The sequence below is a fragment of the Falsiroseomonas algicola genome, from assembly GCF_011040385.1.
GTDB classification, from domain to species: Bacteria; Pseudomonadota; Alphaproteobacteria; order Acetobacterales; family Acetobacteraceae; genus Falsiroseomonas; species Falsiroseomonas algicola.
In genome coordinates this window covers 131,521-157,840 of record NZ_JAAIKB010000010.1, presented here as the reverse complement: position 1 = coordinate 157,840, position 26,320 = coordinate 131,521, and the positions used below count along the sequence as shown (strand labels likewise).

Here is a 26,320-nt window from a genome sequence, read left to right as displayed (position 1 = left end):
GGCGATGTGCTCAAGAGCCTTCTCGGCCTGCTGATGTTCGGCGGCCTGACCATCGCGCTTGGCGTCTACACGCTGCCGAACCTGGTGTCGGACTGGCAGGTGAGGGGCAGTGCCATGCCCTATGCCGATGCGCGGGTCACGCAGGGGTCGTGCAGTTCGAAGGTGTTCGTCCACATCTGCAACGCGACGCTCTCCGTGCAGTCGAAATCGGGACGCTATACGCGGGAGGTGAACTACGTCTTCGCCGATTTCCACACGGGCGCCTACACGGTCGCGGTGATGGCGGACCCGGCGCGGCCGGAGATGCTGACGACGGACCTGGCGCTGGACACGCTGTGGAACCGCACCGTCACGGCGGCTGTGGCCGGCCTCCTGCTGGTCGGCCTGACGCTGGGTTCGCTGCTGGGCCTGCTGCGCGGCTAGTCCCCATTCCCGACGGTCCAGGGGCGTCTCGCCCCTGGCGAGGGGGTCAAGGGGGAGCAGCGCTCCCCCTTGTCTCAGACCGTCGCGATATCCGGCGCGTCCGGGTTCTTCATGCCGACGATGTGGTAGCCGCAATCCACGTGGTGGACCTCGCCCGTCACGCCGGAGGACAGGTCCGACAGCAAATAGAGCCCCGAGCCGCCGACATCCTCGATGGTGACGTTGCGCTCGAGCGGCGCGTTGTACTGGTTCCACTTCAGGATGTAGCGGAAGTCGCCGATCCCGCTGGCCGCCAGCGTCTTGATCGGGCCGGCGGAGATGGCGTTGACGCGGATGCCGGCCTTGCCGAGATCGGCCGCCATGTAGCGCACGCTGGCTTCCAGCGCCGCCTTGGCCACGCCCATGACGTTGTAGTGCGGCGTCACGCGTTCCGCGCCGAGGTAGGACATGGTCAGCAGGGACCCGCCCGGCTTCATCAGCGGGACGGCGCGCTGGGCAACGGCCACGAAGGAATAGACCGAGATGTCCATGGCCTGCAGGAAGGCGCCCTTCGGCGTGTCCATGTAGCGGCCGCGCAGGAACTGCTTGTCCGCGAAGCCGATGGCGTGGACGACGAAGTCGATGCCGCCCCATTCCGCCTTGATGGCGTCGAAGGCGGCGTCGATGCTGGAATCGTCGGAGACGTCGCAGGGCAGGACGAGCTTGCTGCCGATGCCCTCCGCCAGCGGGCGGACGCGCTTCTCCAGCGCCTCCCCCTGGTAGGTGAAGGCGATCTCGCCGCCCTGGGCGGCTACGGCCTGGGCGATGCCCCAGGCGATGGAGCGGTCATTGGCGACGCCCATGATGACGCCGCGCTTGCCCGCCATCAGCGTGCCGCGGGGCACGGCGAGCGCGGCTGGATCGGGCGTCTCGGCATCGGGCATGAGAATGGGACCGGCAGTGGTTGCGGAGGTCGGGGGGTGGTGGCACATGGCCTTGTCCCGGGCAAGGGGCCTGACCTCCGCCGCCTTGACCGCCCGACCAGGAGAAGACCCGTGGACGCCCCCACCGACGCTGCCGCCCACCGCATCAAGGCGACCGAGGACCCGATCGCGGGGTTCGAGGCCTGGATGGCGGAGGCCGCGAAAACCGAGCCGAATGACCCCAACGCCGTCTGCCTGGCAACCTGCACGCCGGAAGGCCGGCCGAGTGCCCGGATGGTGCTGCTGAAGGGCGTCGATGCGCGCGGATTCGTGTTCTACACCAACCTCGAAAGCCGGAAGGGGGGCGAGCTTCGCACCAACCCCTTCGCCGCGCTCTGCTTCCACTGGAAGACGCTGCAGCGCTCGGTCCGCGTCGAGGGGCGGGTCGAGCCGGTGAGCGCGGAGGAGGCGGATGCCTACTACGCCTCCCGCGCCCGGGGATCGCGGATCGGCGCCTGGGCGAGCAGGCAGTCCCGCCCGCTGGAAGGCCGCTTCGCGCTGGAGAAGGCGGTGGCGGAATACACGCTGAAATTCGGGATCGGGGAGATCCCCCGCCCCGACTTCTGGTCCGGCTTCCGCCTGGTGCCGGACCGGATGGAGCTGTGGCGGGACATGCCCTTCCGCCTGCATGAACGCCGCGTCTTCCACCGCGTCGGCGAGGGGTGGGAGATGGAGATGCTGTACCCGTGAGCATCCCGGCGGAGCAGCTTGAGGTCGCGGCGCTGCTCCGCCGCCTCTCGGGCGCCGATCCGATCGAGACGCATATCTCCGCCGTCTTCGTGGGTGCCGACACCGCCTGGAAGCTGAAGAAGGCGGTGACGCTGGGTTTCCTCGATTTCGCGCCCCTGGAGGCGCGGGAGGGATTCGCGCGGCGGGAACTCGCGCTGAACCAGCCGCTGGCGCCCGGGCTCTACCGGGATGTGGTGCCGGTGACGCGGGGCGCCGATGGCGCGCTGGCGCTGGGCGGCGAGGGCCCGGTGGTGGACTGGGTGCTGCGCATGGCGCCGGTGCCGGCGGCCGATTTCCTTGATGCCGTCGCGGATCGCGGCGGGCTGGATGGGAAGCTGCTGGACGCCATGGCGGATGCGGTGCTGGCGAGCCACGAAGCGGCCGCGCCGGCGCCGCCGGGCTTCGATGCCCCGGGGCGGGCCGGGGCGGTGCTGGCCGGCAACGTCCGGGACTGCCTGGCGACGGGGCTGCCGGAGGCGCGCGTGCTGGCGCTCGGCGCCGCCATGCAGGCGCGGCTGGAAGCCCTGGCGCCGCTGCTGCGGGCGCGGGCGGCGGCCGGGCGGGTGCGGCGCTGCCATGGCGACCTGCACCTCGGCAACCTCGTGCTGCTGGCGGGGCGGCCCACGCCCTTCGACGCGCTGGAATTCGACGAGGTACTGGCCACCACCGATACCGGCTACGACCTGGCCTTCCTGCTGATGGACCTGCTCCGGCGTGGCCAGCGCCCTGCCGCGAACCGCGTGCTGAACCGCTACCTCGCCCGCGATCCCGATATCGGGATGCTCGCGGCGCTGCCCTTCTGGATGGCGCTGCGCGCCATGGTGCGGGCGCATGTGGAGGCACGGCGGGGCGGCGACGGGATGGCGTATCTCGCGGCGGCGGAGGCGCATCTGGCGCCGGTGCCGCCTCGGCTGGTCGCGATCGGCGGGCTGCAGGGCACGGGCAAGACCTGGCTGGCGCGGGACCTCGCCCCCGATCTCGGCGTGGCGCCGGGCGCGCTGCATCTGCGCACGGATGAGATCCGCAAGCGTCGCGCCGGCGTGGCGCCGGAGGAGAAGTTGCCGGCCTCGGCCTATGCCGAGGGCGAAAGCCTCGCGGTTCATGCGGCGATGTTCGACCTCGCGCGGCAGGCGCTGGCGGCGGGGCATTCGGTGGTGCTGGATGCCGTCTTCCTGAACCCGGTCCGACGCGCGGAGGCCGAGGAAGCGGCGGCGCCGCACCCCTTCACCGGCTTCTGGCTGGAAGCGCCGATGGCGGTGCTGCGGGAACGGGTCGAGAAACGCGTCGGCGATGCCTCGGACGCCACCGTCGCGGTGCTGGAAAGCGCCGCCACCGCAGACCCCGGCGTGATCACCTGGCAACGCCTGGATGCCACCGCGCCGCGCGATGCCGCCCGCGCCACCCTGGCCTTGTCTGGCGGAATCGGCGCATACAGTTAACCCGGAAGGCTTTGCAACGAGAGGAGGGGCGCGATGGCCTATCGCCGCCTGCTGCTGCCATTGACCGGGACCGCGGCCGGGGAGGCCGCGATGTCCACCGCGCTGATGATCGCGCGCATCTGGAATGCCCATCTGCACTGTCTCCATGTGCGCGTGGATGCCCGCGACGTCGCGCCCCTGGCGGGCGAGGGCCTGTCCGGCGCCATGATCGAGGAGATGATGGCCGCGACCGAGCGCGAGAGCGGGGAGCGCGCCGGCCGCGTGCGCTCCCTGTTCGAGAAATTCGCCTCCGTCCATGGCGACCTGACGCTGGCCTCCGACCCCAACACGGCGCTGAAGGTGCCGGGGGTCACCATCTCCTTCGAGGCGATCGCGGGGCGGGAGGAGGATGTGGTGGCGCAGCAGTCGCGCCTCTACGACATGGCCGTCGTGCCGCATCCCGAGGCCGATGAGGATGTCAGCAGCAGCGATGCGCTGCATGCCGTGCTGTTCGACAGCGGGCGGCCCGTGCTGATCGCGCCGCGCCAGGCGCCCGCCGTCATCGGGTCCCGCGTCTGCATCGCCTGGAACGGCAGCGCGGAGAGCGCGGCGGCGGTCGCCGCGGCGCTGCCCTGGCTGCACCGGGCGCAGGCGGTGCGCATCCTCTGCTCCGACGACTACCAGCGCCGCGGGCCGCTGGCGGAGGGCATCCGCGCCTATCTGCGCTGGCACGAGATCGAGGCGGAGGTGGTGCCCTTCAAGCCGGCGACGCGGGAAGTGGGGGCGGGCCTGCTCGGCGCCGCCCGGGATTTCGGCGCAGACCTGATGGTCCAGGGCGCCTACAGCCATTCCCGCCTGCGCCAGCTGATCCTGGGTGGCGTGACGCGGCATGTGCTGGAGAACAGCGAGATCCCTATCCTGATGTGCCGCTGAGCGGCTGAGGCGGCCCGCCCGGCGCTGGCCCTTCGGGGGCTGGCGCCGGGCATTTTTTCGTTGCGTACGCTCTTGATTTGTTCTAGGAAAATCCTCCGATTCCGCCGGATGCGGGCGCCATCAACCGTTTCTTCCAGGCGCATTACTGCCGTTTCCACATGCTGTTCCCGGAGGATTTGTCCTTCGCGATCCACGCCAATGATGGCGATTACGCCGTCTATGCAGGGCCCGAAGACTTCATCCGTGCGGCGCTGCCGCCCGAGGCGATCGGCGCGGCGGCGACGGCCAATGTGGTGGAGGGGATCGAGGAGGAGCACGGGGAAGGCGCCATCGACGGCATCCTCGCGCACTACGCGCCCTTCATGCTGGAATAAGGCGTCTCGGCCGGGGCCGATCGGCGCGTGCCGATCGGCCCCTTCTTGCGAAAGATGATGGCTGATTCAATGCCTGAAACTCCCACGGCCAAACCGAGCCCGGCCGGTATCCTCGAGACGCTCGGCGAGATGCCTCGTGCGGGGACGGCTGGGCAGCAGATTGCGCTGCATGATCTCGCCTGGACGACCCTCGAGACATTCATCGCCCCGAATGGCGTTGCTGGCACGCGGCTATCGAATGCCTGGCTGTGCAGTCGCGGCTGGCGCGTACAGCTCGTGGATCACTACCTCATGTGGAAGGAGGAATGGGTCGCCCGGCTCGCCGAGGCAGCTCGGAGTCGCGGCCATGCCTTCCTGCTTGGTACTTCGGTCCACCCGATGATCGAAGGCCCCTCCGCCGTCTGGCGCGTGGCCACCGATCCGGACCCGACCTCTCGCTTCTTCGAGGCGCACTATACCGGCTTCCATATGCTGTTCCCGGCAGACCTCTCCTTCGCGATCCATGCGAATGAGGGTGACTACGCCGTCTATGCGGGGCCGGAAGAGTTCATCCGCGCGGCGCTGCCGCCCGAGGCGATCGGCGCGGCGGCGACGGCCGATGTGGTGGAGGGGATCGAGGAGGAGCACGGGGAGGGCGCCATCGACGGCATCCTCGCGCACTACGCGCCCTTCATGCTGGATCGCTGAGGCGCGCGACCGCCACCAGCAGGCAGCCCGGTCGTGCGGTGTGGATGTTCACATGCGCGGTGCGCGGGTCCGCCAGCGCCCGGGCCAGCGGCGCCGCGACCTCGGCCCCCTCCGTCACCTGGCCCAGATCGTAGAGGCAGAGGTCGTCGCCGTCATAGGCGCGGACGGAGACCAGGCCGTTGGCCAGCACCGTCGGCGCGATGCAGTCCGCCTCCTCGAAGCGCGGGCAGTCGGCCTCCTCGGCATGCAGGAAGATCGGGCTCGGCGTCCAATAGACGCCAAGCGGGCGCGGCAGGTCGTAGCTGCCGAGCAGCATGACCTGGCCGGGCTGGCCCAGCCGCAGGCAGTGGCGGCAGGGGAAGCCGGGGCCATCGACGGTGCGCCGGATCAGCGCATTGCCGCGGTCGTCGCGGCCCGTCTCGCGCCAGCGCGTCGCGGTCTCGGCGGGGATGGGGATGCAGCGGAAGGCGGTCATGCTTGGGCTCCTGCGATGGCGCCATGCTGGCGGCGCGGGGCCGCGCTTCGCCATCCGCGCGTTGCGCCGGCATGCGGAAGCGGCAGGCTTGGCGGCATGACCGCGTTGCGCATCCCCGATGCCGAACTGCTGCCGGAGTACGAGGCCGCGCTCGCCCGTGGCTGGTCGCCGACGGCGGTGGCGCCGGAGGCGACGCGGCTCCGCCACCTCGATGCCATCGCGGCGGACCCCGCGGCCTTCCTCGCCTCGCTCGATGAGCGGGAGGCGAAGGGCGCGCCGGTCATCCTGCCCGATGGCAGCGCGGTCCCGCGGCTGCCCGGCTTCTCCCGCTGGATCGTCGCGGATGGGTTCTGCGGCGTCGTGAACATGCGCTGGCAGCCCGGCACGGCGGCGCTGCCCGACCACGTGCTGGGCCATGTCGGCTACGGCGTGGTGCCCTGGCGGCGGCGGGAGGGGCATGCGACCCGTGCGCTCGGCCTGCTGCTGGCGGAGATCGCGCCGCTCGGCCTGCCCTTCGTGGAGCTGACGACCGATCCCGCCAACGAGGCCTCCATCGCGGTGATCCGGGCGCAGGGCGGCGTGCTGGTGGAGCGCTTCAGGAAGACGGCCTCGCATGGCGGGGGGGCGGCGCTACGCTGGCGGATCACGGTTTAGTGATTCGTTCAGGGGTGGGGTCTAAATTTTGAGGCAACTTCTCATGAGGTCTGCCGCGTGCTGCCCATCGCCCCCCTGCCGCCCCTGCCCGAGACCGTTGAGGAGGCCGCGCCCCGGCTCTGGACGGTAACCCCGCCGGCCCCGCTGCCCGATGCTCCGGAGGCTCAGGCCGTGGCGCCGCTGCCGGAACCCGCCGCCCTGATCGTGCAGTTCGCGCCGGAGGCGACGCCCGCGATCATCCAGGCGGCGCTCGATGCGCTGGGTGGGGAGGTGACGCAATGGCTGCGCGCGGCGGAGCCTGGCGCCGGCCCCCTGGCGGCGGTCTCCGCCGCGCCAGGCATCACCACGGAAGCGGCGATGGAATTGCTGGCACCGCTGGCCGGCATCACCTTCGCGGAGGCCGATGCCGAACTCTCCATCGCCGCCGTCAGCAACGACCCGCGCTACGCCAATGGCGGGATGTGGGGGATGCTGGGCGATACCGGCACGCTGAAGAACGCCTTCGGCAGTCAGGCGAACGAGGCCTGGGCGGCCGGGCAGCTGGGATCGATGAAGACGGTGGTCGGCGTGGTCGATACCGGCATCGACTACCGCCACCAGGACCTCTACCTGAATGTCTGGCTGAACCAGAACGAGATCCCGTCGCTGCTGCGGTCGCAGCTGAGCGACACGGACCGCGACGGCCTCATCACCTTCCGCGACCTGAACGCCAGCGCCAATGCGAAGCTGGTCAGTGACATCAACCGCAATGGCCGCATCGATGCCGGTGACCTGCTGAACGATTCGCGCTGGGAGAACGGGATCGACGAGGATCGCAACGGCTACCGTGACGACTTGGTCGGCTGGGACTTCGCCAACAACGACAACGACCCCTTCGACGACAACGGCCATGGCACGCATGTCTCCGGCACCATCGGCGCGGCCGGCGGCAACGGCATCGGCGTCGCGGGTGTCGCCTGGAACGTGCAGATGGTGGCGCTGAAGTTCCTGGCCGCGAACGGATCCGGCAGCACCTCCGCCGCCGTGCGCGCGCTGGACTATTTCACCGGTGCGGCGGCCGCGGCCACGAAGGGCGAGAACTTCGTCGCGACGAACAATTCCTGGGGCGGCGGCGCCTATTCACAGGCGGTGGCGGATGCGGTGGCGCGGGGCGCCAAGCAGGACATCCTGTTCATCGCCGCCGCCGGCAATGGCGGCGCGGATGGCGTGGGCGACAACAACGATGTCGTCGCCAACTGGCCGTCGAACTACGGCACCACGGCCGCCGCGGGCTATGACGCCGTGGTCGCGGTGGCGGCGCTGACCAGCACGGGCGCGCGGGCCGGCTTCTCCAACTACGGCGCCAGCACGGTCGATATCGCGGCGCCGGGGCAGGGCATCCTCTCCACCCTGCCGGGCGATTCCTATGGCAGCTACAGCGGCACCTCCATGGCGACGCCGCATGTGACCGGGGCGGCGGTGCTCTACGCCGCGGCCAACCCCAATGCGAGCGCGGCGCAGATCAAGGCGGCGCTGCTGGGCAGCGCGGCGCCGACCGCTTCCATGCAGGGGGCGGATGCGACGGGCGGGAGGCTCGACATCGGCGCGCTGATGGCAACCTCGCCCGGCACGACCCCGACGCCGCCCGCGACGCCCGCCGCCATCATCGGCACCGCGGGCAACGACTCGCTGGTCGGCACCGCGGCCGGGGAGGTGCTGTGCGGCATCCCCGCCGGCGCCGGCACGCTCGGCCGCGGCACCATCGACCGGCTGACCGGCGGCGCGGGCAACGACATCTTCGTGCTCGGCGATGCGCGCGGCGTCTTCTACAACGATGGCGCCGCCGCCAATGCGGGCCGGGGCGACTACGCGCAGATCATGGATTTCGCGAAGGGCGACCGCATCCAGCTCTCCGACGATGTGCGGGTGTATTTCCTGTCGTCCATGACGCTGGGCGGCGTGGCGGGGATCGGCATCCTGGCGGACCTCAACGGCAATGGCCGCTACGACGCCGCCGACGAACTGGTGGGGCATGTGGCGCGGGTCTCGAGCCTGACATCGGGCGACTTCATCTTTGCCTGAGGCGGCCGGCCCTCATTGACGCGGTGAATGGGGGTGATGCGGACATGCCGGCTGTGGAAAGGCGCAGGACCGTCCTATCTCTCCGCCCGACAAGACGGCCAGGGACATTCCCAGGCCACAGGAACGGGAGATATCCCATGATCGACGTCCGACCCTTCACCAGCCTCGGCGGTGCGAACCATGGCTGGCTCAAGGCGAAGCACCATTTCTCCTTCGCCAACTACCACGACCCCAAGCGCATGAACTGGGGCCGCCTGCGCGTGTGGAACGATGACGAGATCGCGGCCGGTACGGGCTTCGACGCGCATCCCCACCGCGACATGGAAATCATCACCTATGTGCGGGAAGGTGCGATCACCCACCGCGACAACATGGGCAATGAGGGCCGGACCGGCGCGGGCGACGTCCAGATCATGTCGGCCGGCACGGGCGTGGTGCATGCCGAATACAACCTGGAGCCGGAGACGACCAAGATCTTCCAGATCTGGATCATGCCGGACAAGCGCGGCGCCAAGCCGAACTGGGGCGCCAAGTCCTTCCCCAAGGCGAACCGCGAGGCGGCGTTCGAGGTCCTGGCCTCCGGCCGTCCCGGCGATGCGGGGACGGGCGCGCTGCCCATCAACGTCAACGGCGCGGTGATGGCGGCGACCATCGCCAAGGGCCAGACGCTGACCCAGCCGCTGGCCGAAGGTCGCGCCGCCTATCTGGTGCTGGCCAAGGGCTCGGCCACGGTGAACGGCGCGGCGCTGAACGAACGCGACGGCGTCGGCATCGCGCGGGAGGCGGAGGTGACCATCACCGCGACCGAGGACGCGGAGGTCGTGATGGTAGAAGTCGCGGAGGAATGACCGAACGGGGCCGGGATGCCTTGGCGTCCCGGCTTCCCCCCCCCCGCCCCGATGCGCGCCAGGGTTGCGGCGGGCTGCATATTTTACACTCTTGTGCACTGTTGCACTCTCCCCCCGGCCCGGCTGAAGGGGCCGGTTCGGGAGAAAGCGGATGTCATTCCTCGTCGATGTGGTGTTCCTCCAGCGCCGGGTGACGCCGGACGCCACGCAGTTGCAGGTGGTGTGGCTGTTCACGACGGGGCCGGACCTGGCCACCCGGATCACCGCGCTCAACTGGGGCGATGGCAGCAGCGGCTTCGCCGTGCCGGGGACGCCGAGCGCCGCCTTCACCTCCGAGTATCTCTACCTCGGCGGCTACGGCGCGCCATCGCAGCCGATCTACGGCACGGCGAGCTTCGCGGCCGAGGTCTTCGGCACCCCGGGCTACCTCGCGCTCGAGAATGTGCGCCTGGCGCTCGACCCCGATGCCACGATGGGCCTCTACATCGACGGGTCCCTGGCGGGGCGGCGGTGGCTGATGGTGACCGGGGAAGGCGACGACACGCTGACGGGCAGCACGAACCGCGACACGATCCATGCCGGCGCCGGCGACGATAGCGTGCGCGGCGGTCGCGGCAGGGACGTGATTCATGGCGAGACGGGTGACGACACCATCATGGGCGACCAGGATGATGACGACCTGTCCGGCAATGCCGGCAATGACTGGCTGATCGGCGGCGCCGGGAATGACGTGCTGAATGGGGGCGTCGGCGCCGATACGCTGGATGGCGGGGCGGGGAACGACGCGATCCAGGCAGGCGCCGGCGACGATCTGGCGCGCGGTGGTGCCGGTGACGACGTGATGAATGGCGGGGACGGGTTCGACTGGCTGCGCGGCGATTCCGGCCTCGACTGGCTGCGCGGAGAGGGCGGCTTCGACACGCTGCAGGGCGGCGAGGGTGCCGACACGCTGGAAGGCGGGGATGGCAATGACCGCCTGCTCGGCGACGGCGGCGACGACGTGGTGGCCGGTGGCGAGGGTGACGACCGCGCCCAGGGCGGCGCCGGCGGCGACAGCCTGGTCGGGGAGGCGGGCAACGATTCCCTCTTCGGCGAGGCCGGCGCCGATACGCTGATGGGCGGCGACGACGCGGACCGCCTGCTGGGCGGGGCGGAGAACGACCTGCTCTATGGCGATGCCGGCAACGACCGCCTGGATGGCGGCGATGGCGACGACTTCCTGATGGGCGGCATCGGCCGCGATACGCTGCTGGGCGGCGCGGGCGCGGATACCTTCTTCGGCAGCGTCGATGCCGATGTGCTGGTCACCACCGCGGATGGCGCGCGAGACGTGTTCATGTACATCAACCCGACGGCGGAGAATGACCGCATCCTGGGCTTCGTGTCCGGGGAGGATGTGATCCGGCTGTTCTTCGGCCCCTCCGGCCCGCTGATCCAGGGCGCCGCGCCGGTGGCGGGCGATGGCCCGGCCGTGCTGTTCGATACGCGGAACGGGCGTCTCAGCTACGATTCCGATGGCGCGGGCGGCGAGGATGCCGTGCTGATCGCGACCCTGGTCGGCGTGACCCGCCTGGCGGATGGCGACGTCATCATCTGAGGGCCGGGAGGCGGGACAGTTCCTCCCGCAGCACGCCGATCGGGTCCCGCCCGGGGCCCGCGGCGACCAGCGCGCGGTGCCCGCCTTCCAGCACAAGCTGGCGGGCGCCGGCGATCAGGGCGGAGGCGACGGGGACCAGCCCGTCGCTCGGCCTGGCACCCTGCTGCTCCATCCAGCGCGCCACCGGCGCATGGGCGCGGTCCTGGGGCGCCGGCTTCGGGCCGATGGCGGTGGCGAGCGTCGCGACCGGCACCAGCTGCACCAGCGCGGCGATGGCGGCTTCGTGGTCGCGCATCCAGGCCTGCCGCACCGGGGTGGTGAGGTCCTTGGCACCACGCCGGCTGCCGAGATGGAGGAGCCTCGCCGCGTGATGGACCGCGAGGTGCATCGCATTGTGCTGCAGGATCCGGTCCGCGACCGGTGATCCGCGGAAGGGGGCCTGGAGCGCGATGAAGCCGCGGCACCGCGCCGCCATGCCGGGTCGGAGGAGGGCGGCCAGCGCCTCCACGCCGCCCTTGGAATGGCCGACCAGGATGAAGGGGCCGGGCTCCCCCAGCGCAGCCTCCACGATCCGTCCGGCATTGACGCCGACCGGCGCCACGGTCGGCAGGCGGATGACGGAGGCGGCGACGCCGAGGCCGCGCAGCCAATCCAGCTGCCCCGCCATGTAGTCGAGGCCGATGGGCCGCAGCCCCGCCATCACCTCGCCCAGCAGCCCGTAGCAGAGCAGGACCCGGGTGCCGGCGAGGTGGGTGGCGAGCGCGGCGTCTTCCATCAATCTAGGGCGACGACCTGCTTGCCGAAGTTGCGGCCTTCCAGCATGCCGATGAAGGCGGCGGGGGCATTGGCCAGGCCCTGCGCCACATCCTCCCGCCACTGCATCCGGCCGGCGGCCATGTGGCCCAGCATCTCCGCCCGGAAGCGTGCGTAGCGCTGCCAGCCCTTGTCGCTGACGATGAAGCCCTGGATGCGCAGCCGCTTGCGCACCACGGGGCCGAGATTGGGGCCGGGCGGCGCGCCGGCGGCCGCGGCGCCGCTGGCGGTGTTGTACTGCGCGATCATGCCGCACATGACCATGCGGCCGAAATCATTGAGGCGCGGGAAGACGGCCGCCTGCACCGCGCCGCCGACATTCTCCCAATAGACGTCGATGCCATCGGGGCAGGCGGCATCGAGCGCGGGGTCGAGCGGCGCGCGGTGGTCGATCGCGGCATCGAAGCCCAGCGTGTCCTTCACGAAGGCGCATTTCTTCGGCCCGCCCGCGATGCCGATGACGCGCGCGCCCCGGATCTTCGCGAGCTGCCCGACCACCTGGCCGACGGCACCGGAGGCCGCGGAGACGACCACCGTCTCGCCTTCCTTCGGCTCGCCGATATCCTCCAGACCCACCCAGGCCGTCAGGCCCGGCATGCCGAGCACGCCGAGCGCGGTGGAGGGGGGCGCCTCCTTTGGGTCGATGGCGATCAGCGCCTTGGCGGGGCGGGCGGAGAAGGCCTGCCAGCCATAGCCGCCCATGACCCAGTCGCCTTCGCGATAGCGCGGGTCGCGGCTGGCGGCGACCTGGCCGACGGCGCTGCATTCCATCACCGCGCCGAGCTCGACGGGCTTGGAGTAGGATTTCGCGTCATCCATCCGCCCGCGCTGGTAGGGGTCGAGTGAGATGAAGCGGTGGCGGACCAGCACCTCGCCTTCCGCCGGCTCGGGGATGGCGGTTTCGACCAGCTTGAAGTCTTCCGGCACGGGCGCGCCCTTCGGGCGGCGGGCGAGGAGGATCTGGTGGTTGCTGGTCATCGAGCGATCTCTTTCACTGGAGACGGTCCAGGGGCGTCTCGCCCCTGGCGGATGGGGTCCGGGGAAGGCGGCGCCTTCCCCGGGACAACGCGCCGTCGCTACTGCCGCTTCGCGCGCTCGGCCTCGCGCAGCCAATCCTCGGTCGTCTTGGTGGTCGGCCGCTCCGGCCCCGCATAGGGGTCCATCCTGCCATCCGTCGCCGCGAAGGCGCGGCAATCCTCGCAGAGGCGGAGCAAAGCCAGCTGCTTGCCGTCCCGGAACATCCAGTGGCCGCTGGCGGTCAGCTTGGCGGAGACGCGCTCGATCTGGCTCTTCACGCCGAAGGGCTTCGCGCAGCGCTCGCAGCAGAAGGGCTCCTCCTCCTTCACCACCTGCACCTGCGCGCTGGCGGGGGAGAGGTTGAGCCGCGGTTCCAGCGTGATGACCTTCTCCGGGCAGGTCGTGGCGCAGAGGCCGCATTGCACGCAGGCGTCTTCCAGGAAGCGGAGCTGCGGCTTCTCGGGATTGGCGGAGAGCGCGCCGGTCGGGCAGACGGTGGTGCAGGCGACGCAGAGGGTGCAGCCGCTGGTCTCGACCTTGGCGATGCCGAAGGGGGCGAGCGCCGGCATGGGGATCACGGCCTCGCGCCGCTCCGCGCCTTCCGCCAGCGCGCGGCCGGCCTGGCGCAGGATCTCCCGCGGCTGGCCGATGGCGGCGAAGGTGGCGGGGGGGAAGGGCAGGCCGCGGCGGGGCAGGGCGCGCAAGGCCTCCCCCATCGCGAAGGGGTCGTCCGTCTCGATCGCCGCGGCGCGCGGCGCGCCGTGGTCCTGCACGTTCAGGCCGGCCAGCACCGTGGTGGCGTAGTCGATGTTGCGGAAGACGCCTTCGGCGCCGTGCGCGCGCCTGCCCTTCATCAGCACGCGGATCTGCGCCGCGCCCCAGGCAAAGGCCGAGAGGAAGAAGGCGAGGTCGAGCTGCGAGACCTCATTCACGCGGAGCGGCAGCACGCGGGCCGGCAGGCCATCCCCGTGGCGGGCGAGGGCATCGATCACGGGCTCGCCATGCTCGGCATCATGCACCAGCACCACAGGCGCTTCCCCGCCGGCCTCGCGATAGGTCAGCAGCAGCGCGCGGACCCGCCTCAGCAGGGCTTCGGAGGAAGGCAGCGCGTATTGCGCCGCGCCGGTCGGGCAGACCGCGGCGCAGGCGCCGCATCCCGCGCAGATCTCGGCACTGATCAGGACGCTGTCCCTGCCCGGCGTGATGGCGCCGGTCGGGCAGAGGTCGAGGCAGCGCGTGCAGGCGGTGCGGCGGTTGCGGGAATGGGCGCAGAGCGAGGCCTCGAAGGTCACGAAGCGCGGCTTGTCGAATTCGCCGACCAGGTCGCGGGCGCGCGCCACCAGCCGCTCGATGCCCGCCGCATCGGCCGGATCGGCGCGGAGATAGCCCTGCCGGACTTCGTGCGTCGGAAACAGCGCGGTGCCGCCCGTCAGGTCCACCAGCACGTCGCAGCGGCTGGTCGCCCCATCCCGCGCCGGGCCCCATTCATAGGAGGCGCGGGAGGAGGGGCGGGGCATGGCGTAGCCATCCACCGTGACCTCGAAATTCCCGAGCCAGCCGGTGGCGGCGCGGGCGCGGCCGCGGGCGACGGGGAAGTCGGCGCTGCGCAGGGGCGCGACCTTGGTGCCGCCGGTCAGCAGCACCGTGACGTCGAGCGTCTCCGCCAGCCGGGCGGCGACCGTCAGCGCCGTCTCGTCCCGGCCCAGCACCAGGGTCACGCCCTCGCTCTTCAAGGGGATCAGGGCAGTGGCGGGCATGGGCACGGCGGCGGCGGCGATCAGCGCCGCCATCTTGGGGCCTGCGGCCTTCGCGTCATCGGACCAGCCGGCGGTCTCCCGGATGTTCACGAAGGACAGGTCGCGGGTGAAGCCGGCGGCCTCCGCTTCCTGCTGGAACAGCGGCGCCTGGGCGGTGCAGGCGACGGTGACGGGGCGATCCTCCCCGAGCGCGGCCAGGAAGCGGTCGAGCTGCGCCTGGCAGAGCTGTTCGGCCATGCGGGGGGCGGTCGCGCAGCCACGGGCGATGGCACGGCCGTCGAGCGGCATCGTGTCCTCGCAGGAACAGACGAAGGTGGTGCGCCCGTTGCTGGCGGCGGTGGCGGTCATCTCTATCCCGGGCGCTCTCGATTTTCCCCGGGTCTAGGCCCGGGCACAGGCCGCGCATATATGCGCGTCCTCTCGCCGATGCGAGGGATGACGGAGGAAGCGAGCCAGCCGTGGCGTCAGAACTGCCCGAATTGCCGAGCCTGTTCGAGCCGGTCGTCGCCCTGCGCGAGGGCGGGGACGCGCTGTCCCGCGCCGTGGCGCTGGCGCCGGAGCATGGCGCGGGGACGCTGGTGTGGGTGCGGTCGGCCTCGCGGATCGAGGCCGCGGTGGTGCTGGAACCCGAAATGCCCCTGGCGGCCGCGCGCGGCGCGATCTTCGCCGGCGCCAGCGCACTGGCCGATGCGCTGGCGGCCTATGGCCCGCCGGAAGTGCCGCTGACCTTCCACTGGCCGGACCGGGTGCTGGTGAATGAAGGCCAGGTCGGGCGCATCCGCCTCGCCTGGCCGCCTGGCGCCACCGAGGAGGCCGAGCCCGCCTGGCTGGTGCTGGGCGTGGAAGCACGGCTGTCCTTCCCCCGCGGCTGGGAGCCCGGCCACGGCCTGCACCAGACCGCGATCTTCGAGGAAGGCTGGTCGGAGGAGGAGGTCTCCGCCGCGCATCTGACCGCCGCCTGGGCGCGGCATTTGATGGCGAACCTGGCGGAATGGCAGCGGACGGGGCCGGGTTCCGGCTTCTCCCGCATGGCGGAACGGTACCTCGCGCGTCTCGCCAGGCAGGACTGGATGGGGGAGGCGCGGCGGGGGATCGACCCGGCCAGCGGCGACCTGCTGCTGGAGGAAGGCGGCGCGCGGTCCCGCCACGGGCTGCTGGATGCGCTGGCGGCGCCGGCATGAGCGGCCGCCTGCCGCGGACCCTGCGGCTCGACCCCTCCGACACCGTGATCTTCGACCCCGCGGCGGAGCCCGGGGAATGGGCGGTCGCCGGCGCCTTCGAGTTCTGGGACGAGGATCCCGCCGGGATGGCGGGCAAGCGGCGCCAGGCCTTCCGGGGCGGGTTCCTCGGGCTGTCCAGCTTCGGCTGGTCCACGTTGGTGGAAGTGGCGCCCGCGACCTCGGTTCAGCGGGAGGCGGCGGTGGCGGCGCTCGCCCGGCACATCCGGACCCGCCACGGCGCCCCCGATGACGACACGGCGCGCGCCGCGGCGCTCGAGGAAATCGGTTTTGCGGAAAGCCTCTGCGAGGGGCATGAGGTCGGCACCGTGCTGGCGCTGTCCCGCAGCCTGGAGGCAGGCGAGGTGCGGGAGCGCTTCCGCACGCTCCACCTGCGCGACACGCCGCATACCAGCTTCAACGCCCTGCCGGTCTTCGGGATGGTGACGGTGGAGGGCGAGGATGAACCCGTGGAGCGGCCGGACCTGATGAATCTTGGCAACCGCGGGGGTGACCGCGCATGAGCGGCAACACGCCCCCGGGCCTCGCACCCGGCGATTTCTGGGTCGCCTCCGGCCACCACCTCTGTGACCGGGACGAGGCGGGGCGCATCCATGGCACGCCGGACCTCTGGCGCGCCTTCTGCGCCCGGCCGGAACTGGTGCCGCCGGAGGAAGCCTGCGACAAGGAGCGGGCGCTGCATGCCTCGCTGATGGCGGAGCCGATGCGGGCGGTCAGCGAGGCGGAGATCGCGGCGCTGGCCGATGCCGATGCGCAGGAGAATTTCCGCGTCTTTCTCCGGTTCCGGGATCGCGTGGTGGCGGAGCCCTGCCTCGAAGCCGCCTGGCTGGCACTGTACCGGCAGGGCGTCGGCGGCATCCCGCCCATCTTCCTGCAGATGCTGACCCACCTCGTGGTGCGGTCCGCGCTGGAGGGCGTGGGCGATCCCTTCACGTTGCGCGCCGGCGAACTGCTGTTCCGCACCCAGCGCGTGGCCATCCACCAGGGCGCGCTGCTGGTGGCGGATGAGGAGATCCTGGACCACAAGGGCGGCGATGGCGGCTATGGCGCGCTCGGCCAGCTGCTGGTGGAAGCCGGCGCGCAGCCGCGCGAGGTCGAGATCGACGTGCTGTCGGAAGACAACGGCCACCTCTATGCCGGGCGGTCCGATGCGCATGACTTCGCGCTCGACATCGCCGAAGGGCGGCCCGGGCAGCACGGGCTGGCCCGCGCGCTGGAACGCTTCATCGGCCATGTGATCGGGGAGCAGGTCTCGATCCGCCCCGTTCCCGTCATCGAGGACCACAACTGGACCTGGCATGTCGGGCTGGATGCGGAGGCGACGGCGATCGCCAACGACCTCTGGCAGGGCAAGAAGGTGAAGCAGGCGCGGCTGGCGCGGATCATCTGGCTCGGCGTGCTCGACTTCGCGGAGGCCTCCCGCGTGCTGCCGCGGGTGGCGGGCAAGCCCGTGTACCTGGCGGTCGCCATGGATGCCGCGCAGAAGCTGCGCCTCAAGCCGCAGAACCTGGTCGCCGGGCTGCCGCTGCGGGCGAGGGAGGATGCGGCGTGATGCCGACGGCACGATGGGTTGCCCTGCGGCCGGCGAAGCCGGCCGAGGCCGCGAATGCGGCCCGCCGCCTATGCGGCGAGCCAAGCGCGCGGAGCGCGCGCCCGGCTCTTGAGGGCACGAAAAAAATGCCAACGAGTCGCTGCAAGCGGCCGTTGGCATGAGCGTGCCGCGCCACCCTGATGCCATCGCGATCCCCGTCGCCGTCATCGCGGAACGCCGGCCGGGCGTGACGAAATGGGTGGACCATGTCTGGCAGGCGGTGGAGGTGCTGGAGGATGCGCCCCCCGTGCCCGCCTGGACGAAGCTGCGGGAGGAGGGCGGCCGCGCCCTGTTCTTCGCCGGCACGGCGGAGGTGGTGATGCACCCCACCGACACCGACAACTACAAGCACAACCTCGAATCCGCGCAGCCCCTGGTCTGGGTGCTGCTGCGCCCGACCGAGGCCGAGCCGGGCATGGCGCTGCAATCCGTGACGGTCGATGCCGGGGAGGCGCATCTGCACGCCGATGTCGGGCAGGACCTGCTGGAGGCGCTGCCCATGCCGCCAGGACTGCGCGCCCTGGCCACCGACTTCGTCGCCCGCCACCACCGGGAGCGTGGCTTCTACAAGCGCAAGCGGGACCAGGCGAACCCCGAAGCACTCGCCAGGCGCGTGCCGGAGGCGGAGGAATGAGCGGCACGGAAGAACCCGGCTTCCTCGGCCGCTGGTCCCGCCGCAAGCGGGGGCTGGAGGCGGAGGCGCCGCCGCCCGCGGAGATCGAGGCGGAACCCGCCCCCGAGCCAGCCCCCGTGGCGAAATCCGGCACCTGCCCCATCCCGGGCATGGAGCCGATCGACCTTTCCACGCTGCCGCCGATCGAGGAATTGTCGGTGACCAGCGACCTCGCGCCCTTCCTCCGCCCCGGCATCCCGGCCGCGCTGCGATCGGCGGCGCTGCGGCGGATGTGGAGCCTGGACCCGGCGATCCGGGACTATATCGGCCCGGTCGAATACCAGTGGGACTTCAACACGCCGGGCGGCCTGCCCGCGGGCTTCGCCAGCGAGCTGGTGGGGGATGTGCGGAAGCTGCTCGCCCAGGCGATCGGGGAGGTGGAGGAGGAGAAGCCGGCCGAGCCCGCGGCCGAGCCGCTCCTCGAAGCCCTGCCGGAGCCGCCGATGGCGATGGCGCCGGAGCCGCCCGCGATGGTGCCGCCTGGCATCTCCCTGGCCGAGGCGCCCCCCGCGCCCGCCCTGCCGGCGCCCGAGCCGGAGCCCGAGGCGCCCCCCGCGCCGCGCCGGCGGCATGGCGGCGCGCTGCCGGCCTGAGATCGCCGATCGTGACCGGGTTGTTGCCGCAATCCGATCGTGGCGGTTGGATAATGTCGAAAGACTTGGTACGCTCTGGCAGGAAGTGGCGGAATCCGGTAGGTGACCACTCCTGGGGATGCGTGACGGCGGATGACTGACGGGGAAGGCCATAAGGCACTGGATGCCGTGGATGCGGAGCGTGCGCGGCTGTTCGCGCTGCTCGGCCGCCTGCTGAGCCATGCGCCCGACGCCGCGCTGCTGGCCCGCCTGAAGCTGCTGCCGCATGGGCCGGGCGAGCTGGGGGAGGCCTATGCGGCCATTTCCGCCGCCGCCGCGGCGACCACGCCGGAAGCGGCGGAGCGCGAGTTCTTCGACCTCTTCATCGGCGTCGGCCGCGGCGAATTGCTGCCCTATGCCTCCTACTACCTGACCGGCTTCCTGCATGAACGGCCGCTCGCCGATCTGCGCGGCGACCTCGCGCGCATCGGCGTCGAGAAGGCCGAGGGCATCGCGGAGCCGGAAGACCATGTCGCCTTCGTCTGCGAGGTGATGGCCGGCCTGATCGCCGGCGCTTTCGGCGCGGAGCCGGAGCAGGCGAACGATTTCTTCACCCGCCACATGCGCCCCTGGGTCGGACGGCTCTTCGCCGACCTCGAACGGGCGGAGAAGGCGGGATTCTATCGGGCGGTCGGCCGGCTTGGCCGCACCGCCTTCGAGATCGAGGCCGCGGCAGCCGACTTGCCAGCCTGATGGGTTCGAACCGGGAGTCTGTGATCATGAGCGAACAAGGGACGGAAAAGTCCATCCGCCGGGGTTTCCTGAAGGCGCTGGGCCTGGGCACGGCGGCCGCTGCCGCCGCCACGCCGGCGCTGGCGCAGCGCGCGGACAGCGTGCCCTCGCGCGATGCGCGCAAGGAGAATGAGCAGCAGCGCCTGGCCGCCCGCTACAAGGCGGATTCGGCGCATGTGCAGGCCTTCTACCGCACCAACCGCTACGAATAAGAACCGGAGGACGCACGCATGCTGATCAAGCGTTCCGAAGGCAAGGCCGCGCGCCAGCGCCTGGCCGCCGCCTATCAGGGCCTTTCCTCCGGCGGGCTCGACCGCCGCAGCTTCCTCCGCCAGGCCGGCTTCGGCGCCGCGGGGCTCGCGGCGCTGGGCTCCATCGGGCCGGCCCGCGCGCAGGTGAAGACGGGGGCGGCGACGGGCGTCGCCGACCTGTCCAGGCCCATCCAGCGCGTGAAGAACATCTGCACCCACTGCTCCGTCGGCTGCACCGTCACGGCGGAAGTGCAGAACGGCGTCTGGGTCGGCCAGGAGCCGGCCTGGGAAAGCCCGATCAACCGCGGCACGCATTGCGCCAAGGGTGCGAGCGTGCGTGAACTCGCGCATGGCGACCGCCGCCTGAAGTATCCGATGAAGCTGGTCGGCGGGCAGTGGCAGCGGATCAGCTGGGACGTCGCGCTGAACGAGATCGCCGACCGGATGATGAAGATCCGGGCGGAGAGCGGCCCGGACAGCATGTTCCTGCTGGGCAGCGCCAAGTTCTCCAACGAGGGCGCCTACCTCTTCCGCAAGTTCGCGGCCTTCTGGGGCACCAACTCCGTCGATCACCAGGCGCGCATCTGCCACTCCACGACGGTGGCGGGCGTGGCGAATACCTGGGGCTACGGCGCCCAGACGAACAGCTACAACGACATCCGCAATTCCAAGACCATGATCATCATGGGCGGGAACCCGGCGGAAGCGCACCCCGTGTCGCTGCAGCACGTGCTGAGCGGCAAGGAGCGGAACCGGGCGAAGCTGATCGTCATCGATCCGCGCTTCACCCGCACGGCGGCGCATGCGACCGACTATGTCCGCATCCGCCCGGGCACGGACATCCCCATCATCTGGGGCATGCTGCACCACATCTTCGCCAATGGCTGGGAAGACAAGAACTTCATCGCCCAGCGCGTCTACGGCATGGATGAGATTCGCGCCGAGGTGGCGAAGTGGACGCCGGCCGAGGTCGAGCGCGTCACGGGCGTGCCGGGCGAGCAGCTGAAGAAGGTCGCGCAGACCTTCGCGACGGAGAAGCCCGCGACGCTGATCTGGTGCATGGGCGCCACGCAGAAGACGGTCGGCACCGCGAACGTCCGCGCCTTCTCCATCCTGCTGCTGGCCACCGGCAATGTCGGCCTGGAAGGCACGGGCGCCAACATCTTCCGCGGCCACTGCAACGTGCAGGGCGCGACCGACTTCGGTCTCGATGTCGGCACGCTGCCGGCCTATTACGGGCTGGACGAGGGCGCCTGGCGTCACTGGAGCCGCGTCTGGAACGTGCGCTACGAGGACATGGTGGCGCGCTTCGACACGCCGGCCATGATGACCACGCCGGGCATCCCGACCACGCGCTACTTCGATGCCATCACCCTGCCCAAGGACCAGATCCAGCAGCGTGACCGCGTGAAGGGCATGCTGGTGGTGGGCCATGGCGGCAACACCGTCACCCGCATGCCGGAAGCGGTGAAGGGGCTGGAGGCGCTGGACCTGCTGGTCGTGGCCGACCCGCACCCCACCACCTTCGCGGTGCTCGGCAACCGGCGGGAGAATACCTACCTGCTGCCGATCTCGACGCAGTTCGAATGCGATGGCAGCCGGACGGCGTCCAACCGTTCCGTCCAGTGGGGCTCGAAGGTCGTCAACCCGATCTTCGAATCCAAGAACGACTACGAGCTGATGTACCGCCTCTGCGGCGCGCTCGATCGCGCGGCGGAGCGCAGCAGCCAGGCGATCCGCTTCCAGGCCGAGATCTTCAAGACCTTCGAGGTCAAGGACAACGCGCCGACGGCGGAGAGCATCCTGCGGGAGATCAACCGCGGTGCGCTGTCCACCGGCTATACCGGCCAGTCCCCGGAACGCCTGAAGCTGCACATGGAGCACCAGGACAAGTTCGACCTGGTGACGCTGCGCGGCCGCGCCGGCACGCCGGTGGCGAACGAGTTCTACGGCATGCCCTGGCCCTGCTGGGGCAAGGCCGAGTGGAAGCACCCGGGCAGCCACATCCTCTACAACACGCAGCTGCACGTGAAGGATGGCGGCGGCACCTTCCGCCCGCGCTTCGGCGTGGAGCGCAACGGCGTGACGCTGCTGGCCGAGGGCAGCTGGTCCAAGGGGTCGGAGATCGAGGACGGCTACCCCGAATTCACCACGGCGGTGCTGCGTCGCCTCGGCTGGTATGACGACCTGACCGCCGAGGAGAAGGGCTGGATCGAGAGCAACGGCGGCAACTTCTCCTGGGCCACCGACCTGTCCATGGGCATCATCCGCGTGGCCATGGAACATGGCTGCGTGCCCTACGGCAACGGCAAGGCCCGTGCGGTCGCCTGGAACCTGCCCGACCCGGTGCCGGTGCATCGCGAGCCGATCTACACGCCGCGCACCGACCTGATCGCGCAATACCCGACGCTGCCGGACCGCCGCGGCTTCCGCATGCCGCATCTCGGCGTGACGGTGCAGAACCGCAGCCACCAGGTGGCGGCCGACTTCCCGATCATCCTCTCCTCCGGCCGCCTGGTCGAATACGAGGGTGGCGGCGAGGAGACGCGGTCCAACAAGTGGCTGGCCGAGCTGCAGCAGGACATGTTCGTCGAGATCAACCCGGCTGATGCCGCAGCGCGGAACATCCGCGATGGCGGCTGGGTCTGGGTGACGGGTCCGGAGAACCAGTCCAAGGCCAGGATGAAGGCGATGGTGACGGAGCGCGTGGGCCGCGGCGTGGCCTGGATGCCCTTCCACTTCGCCGGCCACTTCATGGGCGAGGACCAGCGGCGCCGCTACCCGCAGGGCACGGACCCGATCGTGCTCGGCGAAAGCGTCAACGCCATCACCACCTATGGCTACGACCCGGTGACCTTCATGCAGGAAACCAAGGTCACCCTTTGCCAAATCCGCGCGGCCTGATCAGGGGGGACAGAACCAATGGCTCGGATGAAGTTCCTCTGCGACAGCGACCGTTGCATCGAATGCAACGCCTGCGTCACCGCCTGCAAGAACGAGCATGAGGTGCCCTGGGGCATCAACCGCCGCCGCGTCGTCACCATCAATGACGGCCGGCCCGGCGAACGCTCGATCTCCATGGCCTGCATGCACTGCACGGACGCGCCCTGCGCCGCCGTCTGTCCCGTGTCCTGCTTCTACACGACGGCGGATGCCATCGTGCTGCATGACAAGGACCTCTGCATCGGCTGCGGCTACTGCTTCTACGCCTGCCCGTTCGGGGCGCCGCAATATCCGCGCGTCGGCAATTTCGGCGGCCGCGGCAAGATGGACAAGTGCACCTACTGCGCCGGCGGGCCGCAGCAGGACGGCACGATGGTGGAATACGCGCAGTACGGCTCGAACCGCATCGCGGAAGGCAAGCTGCCCCTCTGCGCAGAGATGTGCTCCACCAAGGCGCTGCTGGCCGGCGATGGCGAGATGATCGCCACCATCTACCGGGAGCGTGTGTCGAAGCGCGGCTACGGCGCGGGCGCCTGGGGCTGGCGCACGGCGTATCGCGAGAATGTCGGCGCCTGATCCTGGGAGGATGACGATGAACAGGATCAGCAGGCTGGTCGCGGCGGCGGCGATGGCATTCAGCCTCGCCACGCCCGCGCTGGCGCAGATCGGCGGGCCCGTGACGGGCACGCCGAGCAACCCGATCACCACGCCCGGCTCGGCCGATGAGCTGGAACTGATGAAGGCGCTGAACGGCGGTCGCATCGCCGGGCGCGTCTCCATCCCCGACGCGCAATCCGCCAGCCTGATCCAGCCGGAAGGCCGGGAATGGCGGGACTTCCACAACAAGACGCTGACCTGGGTCGGCGGCATCGCCGTGCTCGGCATGCTGGCGATCCTGGCGATCTTCTACCTGTCCAAGGGCCGCATCCGCATCGATGCCGGGCCGGCGGGGCGCACGATCAAGCGCTTCAACGGGTTCGAGCGCGCGGCCCACTGGATGACGGCGACCTCCTTCGTGGTGCTGGGCCTCTCCGGCCTCAACCTGACCTTCGGCCGCTACCTGCTGCTGCCGATCATCGGGCCGGAGGCGTTCACGGCCGTCAGCCTCTGGGGCAAGATCGCCCACAACTATCTGGCCTTCCCCTTCACGCTGGGCATCGTCCTGCTGTTCCTGGTCTGGGTGAAGGACAACATCCCGAACAAGGTGGACGTCGCCTGGTTCAAGGCCGGCGGTGGCCTTCTGGGCCGCGGCCACAACCATCCGGAATCCGGCCGCTTCAACGGCGGGCAGAAGATGGTGTTCTGGATCACGGTGCTGGGCGGCGCGCTGGTCGCGGCCTCCGGCTACATCCTGATCTTCCCCTTCGCGGTCACCGACATCGCGGGGATGCAGCTGGCGCACATCGTGCATGGCGTGCTGTCCGTGCTGATGGTCGCCGCCATGATCGCCCACATCTACATCGGCTCCGTCGGCATGGAAGGCGCCTTCGATGCCATGGGCTCGGGCGAGGTGGACCTGAACTGGGCGAAGGAACACCACTCCCTCTGGGTGGAGGAGGAGATGGCGAAGGCGCGGGAGACCATCGGCGGCCCCGCCGGCGCCAAGGCCGCTGGCGCGGACTGATCCCGCGCCCTACCAACCAGGCCGGCCGGGCAAGCCCCGCGCCGGCCTTTTTTTTTGGCGGGCCTTTTTCATGTCTGGATGCATGAGCATGACGCGGTTGATCGGACTGGCGGGCTGGAGCGGCGCCGGCAAGACGACGCTGATGACGCGCCTGATCCCCGCCATGGCGGCGCGCGGGATCGGCGTCTCCACCCTGAAGCACGCCCACCACGCCTTCGACATCGATCGCCCGGGCAAGGACAGCTACGAGCATCGCGCGGCCGGCGCCCGCCAGGTGCTGGTGGCCTCCGCCCATCGCTGGGCCTTGATGACGGAACACCGCGGCGCGACGGAGCCGCCGCTGCGCGACCTGCTGGCCCAGTTGGCGCCGGTGGATCTGGTGATCGTGGAGGGCTTCAAGCGCGACCACCACCCGAAGATCGAGGTGCATCGCGGCGCCAACGGCAAGCCCTGGCTGCACCCGGAGGACCCGCACATCGCCGCCATCGCGTCCGACGTGCCGCCGCCCGGCGGCGATCTTCCCTGGGCGCATCTGGACGAGATCGACGCGATCACCGATCTGGTGCTGGCCCATGCGATGGCGCTGGGGGATTTTCTCGGGCGGTAGGGGGCCATGGCGCAACTCAGCGATGACTGCTTCGCCTTCGGCGGGCCCCTCCTGTCCGTGGAGGAGGCGCAGGCGCTGATCGAGGCGCGCATCCCGCCGGCGGAGGGGCTGGAGCGCGTGGCGCTGCGCGAAGCGGTCGGGCGGGTGCTGGCGGAGGACCTCCGCGCTAGCTCGCCGCTGCCGCCCTTCTTCAACTCGGCGGTGGACGGCTACGCCTTTCGCCATGCCGACCTGGTCGAGGGCGCCGAGACCCGCCTGCCCATCGCCACCCGCCTGCAGGCCGGCCAAGCGGCGGCGCCGATCGCGCCCGGCACCGCCATCCGCATCTTCACCGGCGCACCCATGCCGCCCGGTGCCGACACCGTCATGATGCAGGAGGATGCGCGGGAGGAAGGCGGCGCCGTGGTGCTGGTGCCCGGCCTGAAGCGCGGCGCCAATTGCCGCCCGGCCGGGGAGGATGTGGCGACCGGCGGGCTGGCGCTGCCGGCGGGACGTCGGCTCGGCCCGGCGGAGATCGGGCTGGCCGCGGCGCTCGGTTTTCGTGAATTGCCGGTGCGGCCCCAGGTGCGGGTCGGCGTCTTCTCCACGGGCGATGAGCTGGCGGAGCCGGGCGCGCCGCTTGGCCCGGCGCAGACCTATGACAGCAACCGCTTCACCCTGCTGGCGCTGCTGGCGGGCCTGCCGGTGGAGGCGCATGACCTCGGCATCCTGCCGGATGAGCCCGCGGCGACGGCAGCGGCGCTGGCGCGAGCCGCAGGGGCGCATGACCTGCTGCTGACCTCGGGCGGCGTCTCGACCGGGGAGGCCGACCATGTGAAGGCCGCGATCGGGCAGGGCGGGCGGCTGGTCTTCTGGCGGCTGGCCATCAAGCCGGGGCGGCCGGCGGCGATGGGGGTCGTCGAAGGCGTGCCTGTGGTGGGGCTGCCGGGCAACCCGGTCGCGGCGGTGGTCACCTTCCTGCACCTGGCGCGGCCGCTGGTCCTGCGCCTGGCGGGCGCCGCGCCTGAAAGCCTGCCGCGTTTCAGCGCGAGGGCCGACTTCGCCTATCGCAAGAAGGCCGGGCGGCGGGAGTATGTCCGCATCCGCCTGGCCTTCGGGGAGGGCCTTCCCGTGGCCCGGAAATACGCGCGGGAGGGCGCGGGGCTGCTGACCTCTCTGACCGAATCCGACGCCTTCGCGGAACTGCCGGAGGACATCACGGCGGTCGCCCCGGGCGACGAGGTTCGCGTGCTGCCCTTCCGCGCGGTCTTCTGACGTCATACCAACGGCCCTTTCGCGTGA

27 protein-coding genes are annotated in these 26,320 nt (G+C 70.8%); 22 read left to right on the top strand and 5 right to left on the bottom strand.

Going from position 1 to position 26,320, the window contains the following annotated elements:
- Nucleotides 1-6 precede the first annotated feature (6 nt).
- The gene (locus G3576_RS22125; protein ID WP_207622975.1) at nucleotides 7-423 is read left to right on the top strand and encodes a hypothetical protein; all 417 of its coding nucleotides are present in this window, start codon (nucleotides 7-9) and stop codon (nucleotides 421-423) included.
- A 74-nt stretch (nucleotides 424-497) separates the two neighbouring features.
- Here G3576_RS22125 and fabI read toward each other — a convergent pair whose 3' ends face one another.
- Nucleotides 498-1,346 carry an enoyl-ACP reductase FabI gene (gene fabI / locus G3576_RS22120; protein WP_164696623.1) on the bottom strand — a complete coding sequence of 283 codons (849 nt, stop codon included), beginning with the start codon at nucleotides 1,344-1,346 and terminating at the stop codon, nucleotides 498-500.
- 186 nt (nucleotides 1,347-1,532) lie between these two features.
- On the opposite strand from fabI, the gene pdxH reads away from it, so the two are divergent.
- The 5 genes from pdxH to G3576_RS22095 all read left to right on the top strand — a co-directional run bounded on the left by pdxH (nucleotide 1,533) and on the right by G3576_RS22095 (nucleotide 5,526).
- Entirely contained in the window at nucleotides 1,533-2,075 is a 543-nt protein-coding gene (gene pdxH, locus G3576_RS22115; RefSeq protein ID WP_235952350.1) for a pyridoxamine 5'-phosphate oxidase, read from the top strand.
- Nucleotides 2,072-3,553, top strand: coding sequence for a bifunctional aminoglycoside phosphotransferase/ATP-binding protein (locus G3576_RS22110; protein ID WP_164696621.1), 1,482 nt, complete (start codon nucleotides 2,072-2,074; stop codon nucleotides 3,551-3,553). The genes pdxH and G3576_RS22110 overlap by 4 nt, the downstream gene beginning before the upstream one ends.
- A gap of 33 nt (nucleotides 3,554-3,586) precedes the next feature.
- Nucleotides 3,587-4,465, top strand: coding sequence for a universal stress protein (locus G3576_RS22105; RefSeq protein WP_164696619.1), 879 nt, complete (start codon nucleotides 3,587-3,589; stop codon nucleotides 4,463-4,465).
- Nucleotides 4,466-4,623: 158 nt separating this feature from the next.
- Nucleotides 4,624-4,839, top strand: a complete 216-nt coding sequence (locus tag G3576_RS22100; protein ID WP_164696617.1) for a hypothetical protein — start codon at nucleotides 4,624-4,626, stop codon at nucleotides 4,837-4,839.
- Between the two features lie 69 nt (nucleotides 4,840-4,908).
- Nucleotides 4,909-5,526, top strand: a complete 618-nt coding sequence (locus G3576_RS22095; RefSeq protein ID WP_164696615.1) for a hypothetical protein — start codon at nucleotides 4,909-4,911, stop codon at nucleotides 5,524-5,526.
- On the opposite strand, the gene G3576_RS22090 is transcribed toward G3576_RS22095, so the two are convergent.
- The gene (locus G3576_RS22090) at nucleotides 5,510-6,001 is read right to left on the bottom strand and encodes a DUF1203 domain-containing protein (protein WP_164696614.1); all 492 of its coding nucleotides are present in this window, start codon (nucleotides 5,999-6,001) and stop codon (nucleotides 5,510-5,512) included. The genes G3576_RS22095 and G3576_RS22090 overlap by 17 nt on opposite strands.
- Before the next feature lie 96 nt (nucleotides 6,002-6,097).
- On the opposite strand from G3576_RS22090, the gene G3576_RS22085 reads away from it, so the two are divergent.
- From G3576_RS22085 to G3576_RS22070, 4 genes are all read left to right on the top strand, one after another.
- Nucleotides 6,098-6,655 (top strand): GNAT family N-acetyltransferase, encoded by a 558-nt coding sequence (locus tag G3576_RS22085; RefSeq protein ID WP_164696612.1) that lies wholly within the window; start codon nucleotides 6,098-6,100, stop codon nucleotides 6,653-6,655.
- Nucleotides 6,656-6,712: 57 nt separating this feature from the next.
- Nucleotides 6,713-8,716 carry a S8 family serine peptidase gene (locus tag G3576_RS31315; RefSeq protein ID WP_207622974.1) on the top strand — a complete coding sequence of 668 codons (2,004 nt, stop codon included), beginning with the start codon at nucleotides 6,713-6,715 and terminating at the stop codon, nucleotides 8,714-8,716.
- Nucleotides 8,717-8,853: 137 nt separating this feature from the next.
- Nucleotides 8,854-9,564, top strand: a complete 711-nt coding sequence (locus G3576_RS22075) for a pirin family protein (protein ID WP_164696610.1) — start codon at nucleotides 8,854-8,856, stop codon at nucleotides 9,562-9,564.
- A 151-nt stretch (nucleotides 9,565-9,715) separates the two neighbouring features.
- A complete protein-coding gene (locus tag G3576_RS22070) occupies nucleotides 9,716-11,161 on the top strand; it encodes a calcium-binding protein (RefSeq protein WP_164696608.1) in 1,446 nt (481 codons plus the stop codon).
- Here G3576_RS22070 and G3576_RS22065 read toward each other — a convergent pair.
- The 3 genes from G3576_RS22065 to G3576_RS22055 form a co-directional block, all read right to left on the bottom strand.
- Entirely contained in the window at nucleotides 11,154-11,936 is a 783-nt protein-coding gene (locus G3576_RS22065; RefSeq protein WP_164696607.1) for a lipase family protein, read from the bottom strand. The genes G3576_RS22070 and G3576_RS22065 overlap by 8 nt on opposite strands.
- On the bottom strand, nucleotides 11,936-12,952 hold the full coding sequence (locus tag G3576_RS22060) for an NADP-dependent oxidoreductase (protein WP_164696605.1): 1,017 nt from the start codon (nucleotides 12,950-12,952) through the stop codon (nucleotides 11,936-11,938). Before G3576_RS22060 ends, G3576_RS22065 begins: the two co-directional genes overlap by 1 nt.
- Before the next feature lie 98 nt (nucleotides 12,953-13,050).
- Complete coding sequence (locus G3576_RS22055; protein ID WP_207622973.1) at nucleotides 13,051-15,096, bottom strand: 4Fe-4S binding protein; 2,046 nt, start codon at nucleotides 15,094-15,096, stop codon at nucleotides 13,051-13,053.
- A 110-nt stretch (nucleotides 15,097-15,206) separates the two neighbouring features.
- On the opposite strand from G3576_RS22055, the gene G3576_RS22050 reads away from it, so the two are divergent.
- From G3576_RS22050 to G3576_RS21995, 12 genes are all read left to right on the top strand, one after another.
- The gene (locus G3576_RS22050) at nucleotides 15,207-15,929 is read left to right on the top strand and encodes a biotin/lipoate--protein ligase family protein (RefSeq protein WP_164696603.1); all 723 of its coding nucleotides are present in this window, start codon (nucleotides 15,207-15,209) and stop codon (nucleotides 15,927-15,929) included.
- Entirely contained in the window at nucleotides 15,926-16,489 is a 564-nt protein-coding gene (locus G3576_RS22045; RefSeq protein WP_164696602.1) for a DUF6505 family protein, read from the top strand. The genes G3576_RS22050 and G3576_RS22045 overlap by 4 nt, the downstream gene beginning before the upstream one ends.
- Nucleotides 16,486-17,538, top strand: a complete 1,053-nt coding sequence (locus G3576_RS22040) for a DUF6352 family protein (protein ID WP_164696600.1) — start codon at nucleotides 16,486-16,488, stop codon at nucleotides 17,536-17,538. Before G3576_RS22045 ends, G3576_RS22040 begins: the two co-directional genes overlap by 4 nt.
- Before the next feature lie 157 nt (nucleotides 17,539-17,695).
- The gene (locus G3576_RS22035) at nucleotides 17,696-18,211 is read left to right on the top strand and encodes a DUF3305 domain-containing protein (protein ID WP_164696599.1); all 516 of its coding nucleotides are present in this window, start codon (nucleotides 17,696-17,698) and stop codon (nucleotides 18,209-18,211) included.
- Nucleotides 18,208-18,843, top strand: coding sequence for a DUF3306 domain-containing protein (locus G3576_RS22030; protein WP_164696597.1), 636 nt, complete (start codon nucleotides 18,208-18,210; stop codon nucleotides 18,841-18,843). Before G3576_RS22035 ends, G3576_RS22030 begins: the two co-directional genes overlap by 4 nt.
- A 132-nt stretch (nucleotides 18,844-18,975) precedes the next feature.
- Nucleotides 18,976-19,575 carry a TorD/DmsD family molecular chaperone gene (locus tag G3576_RS22025; RefSeq protein ID WP_164696596.1) on the top strand — a complete coding sequence of 200 codons (600 nt, stop codon included), beginning with the start codon at nucleotides 18,976-18,978 and terminating at the stop codon, nucleotides 19,573-19,575.
- A gap of 26 nt (nucleotides 19,576-19,601) precedes the next feature.
- Nucleotides 19,602-19,826 carry a twin-arginine translocation signal domain-containing protein gene (locus tag G3576_RS22020; RefSeq protein WP_164696594.1) on the top strand — a complete coding sequence of 75 codons (225 nt, stop codon included), beginning with the start codon at nucleotides 19,602-19,604 and terminating at the stop codon, nucleotides 19,824-19,826.
- Nucleotides 19,827-19,844: 18 nt separating this feature from the next.
- Nucleotides 19,845-22,769, top strand: coding sequence for a formate dehydrogenase subunit alpha (locus G3576_RS22015; RefSeq protein ID WP_164696593.1), 2,925 nt, complete (start codon nucleotides 19,845-19,847; stop codon nucleotides 22,767-22,769).
- 18 nt (nucleotides 22,770-22,787) lie between these two features.
- Nucleotides 22,788-23,384 carry a formate dehydrogenase FDH3 subunit beta gene (gene fdh3B, locus G3576_RS22010; RefSeq protein ID WP_164696592.1) on the top strand — a complete coding sequence of 199 codons (597 nt, stop codon included), beginning with the start codon at nucleotides 22,788-22,790 and terminating at the stop codon, nucleotides 23,382-23,384.
- 16 nt (nucleotides 23,385-23,400) lie between these two features.
- Nucleotides 23,401-24,432 carry a formate dehydrogenase subunit gamma gene (locus tag G3576_RS22005; RefSeq protein ID WP_207622972.1) on the top strand — a complete coding sequence of 344 codons (1,032 nt, stop codon included), beginning with the start codon at nucleotides 23,401-23,403 and terminating at the stop codon, nucleotides 24,430-24,432.
- A gap of 82 nt (nucleotides 24,433-24,514) precedes the next feature.
- Complete coding sequence (gene mobB, locus G3576_RS22000) at nucleotides 24,515-25,039, top strand: molybdopterin-guanine dinucleotide biosynthesis protein B (protein ID WP_456237353.1); 525 nt, start codon at nucleotides 24,515-24,517, stop codon at nucleotides 25,037-25,039.
- Nucleotides 25,040-25,045: 6 nt separating this feature from the next.
- On the top strand, nucleotides 25,046-26,293 hold the full coding sequence (locus G3576_RS21995) for a molybdopterin molybdotransferase MoeA (RefSeq protein WP_164696588.1): 1,248 nt from the start codon (nucleotides 25,046-25,048) through the stop codon (nucleotides 26,291-26,293).
- Nucleotides 26,294-26,320 lie beyond the last annotated feature (27 nt).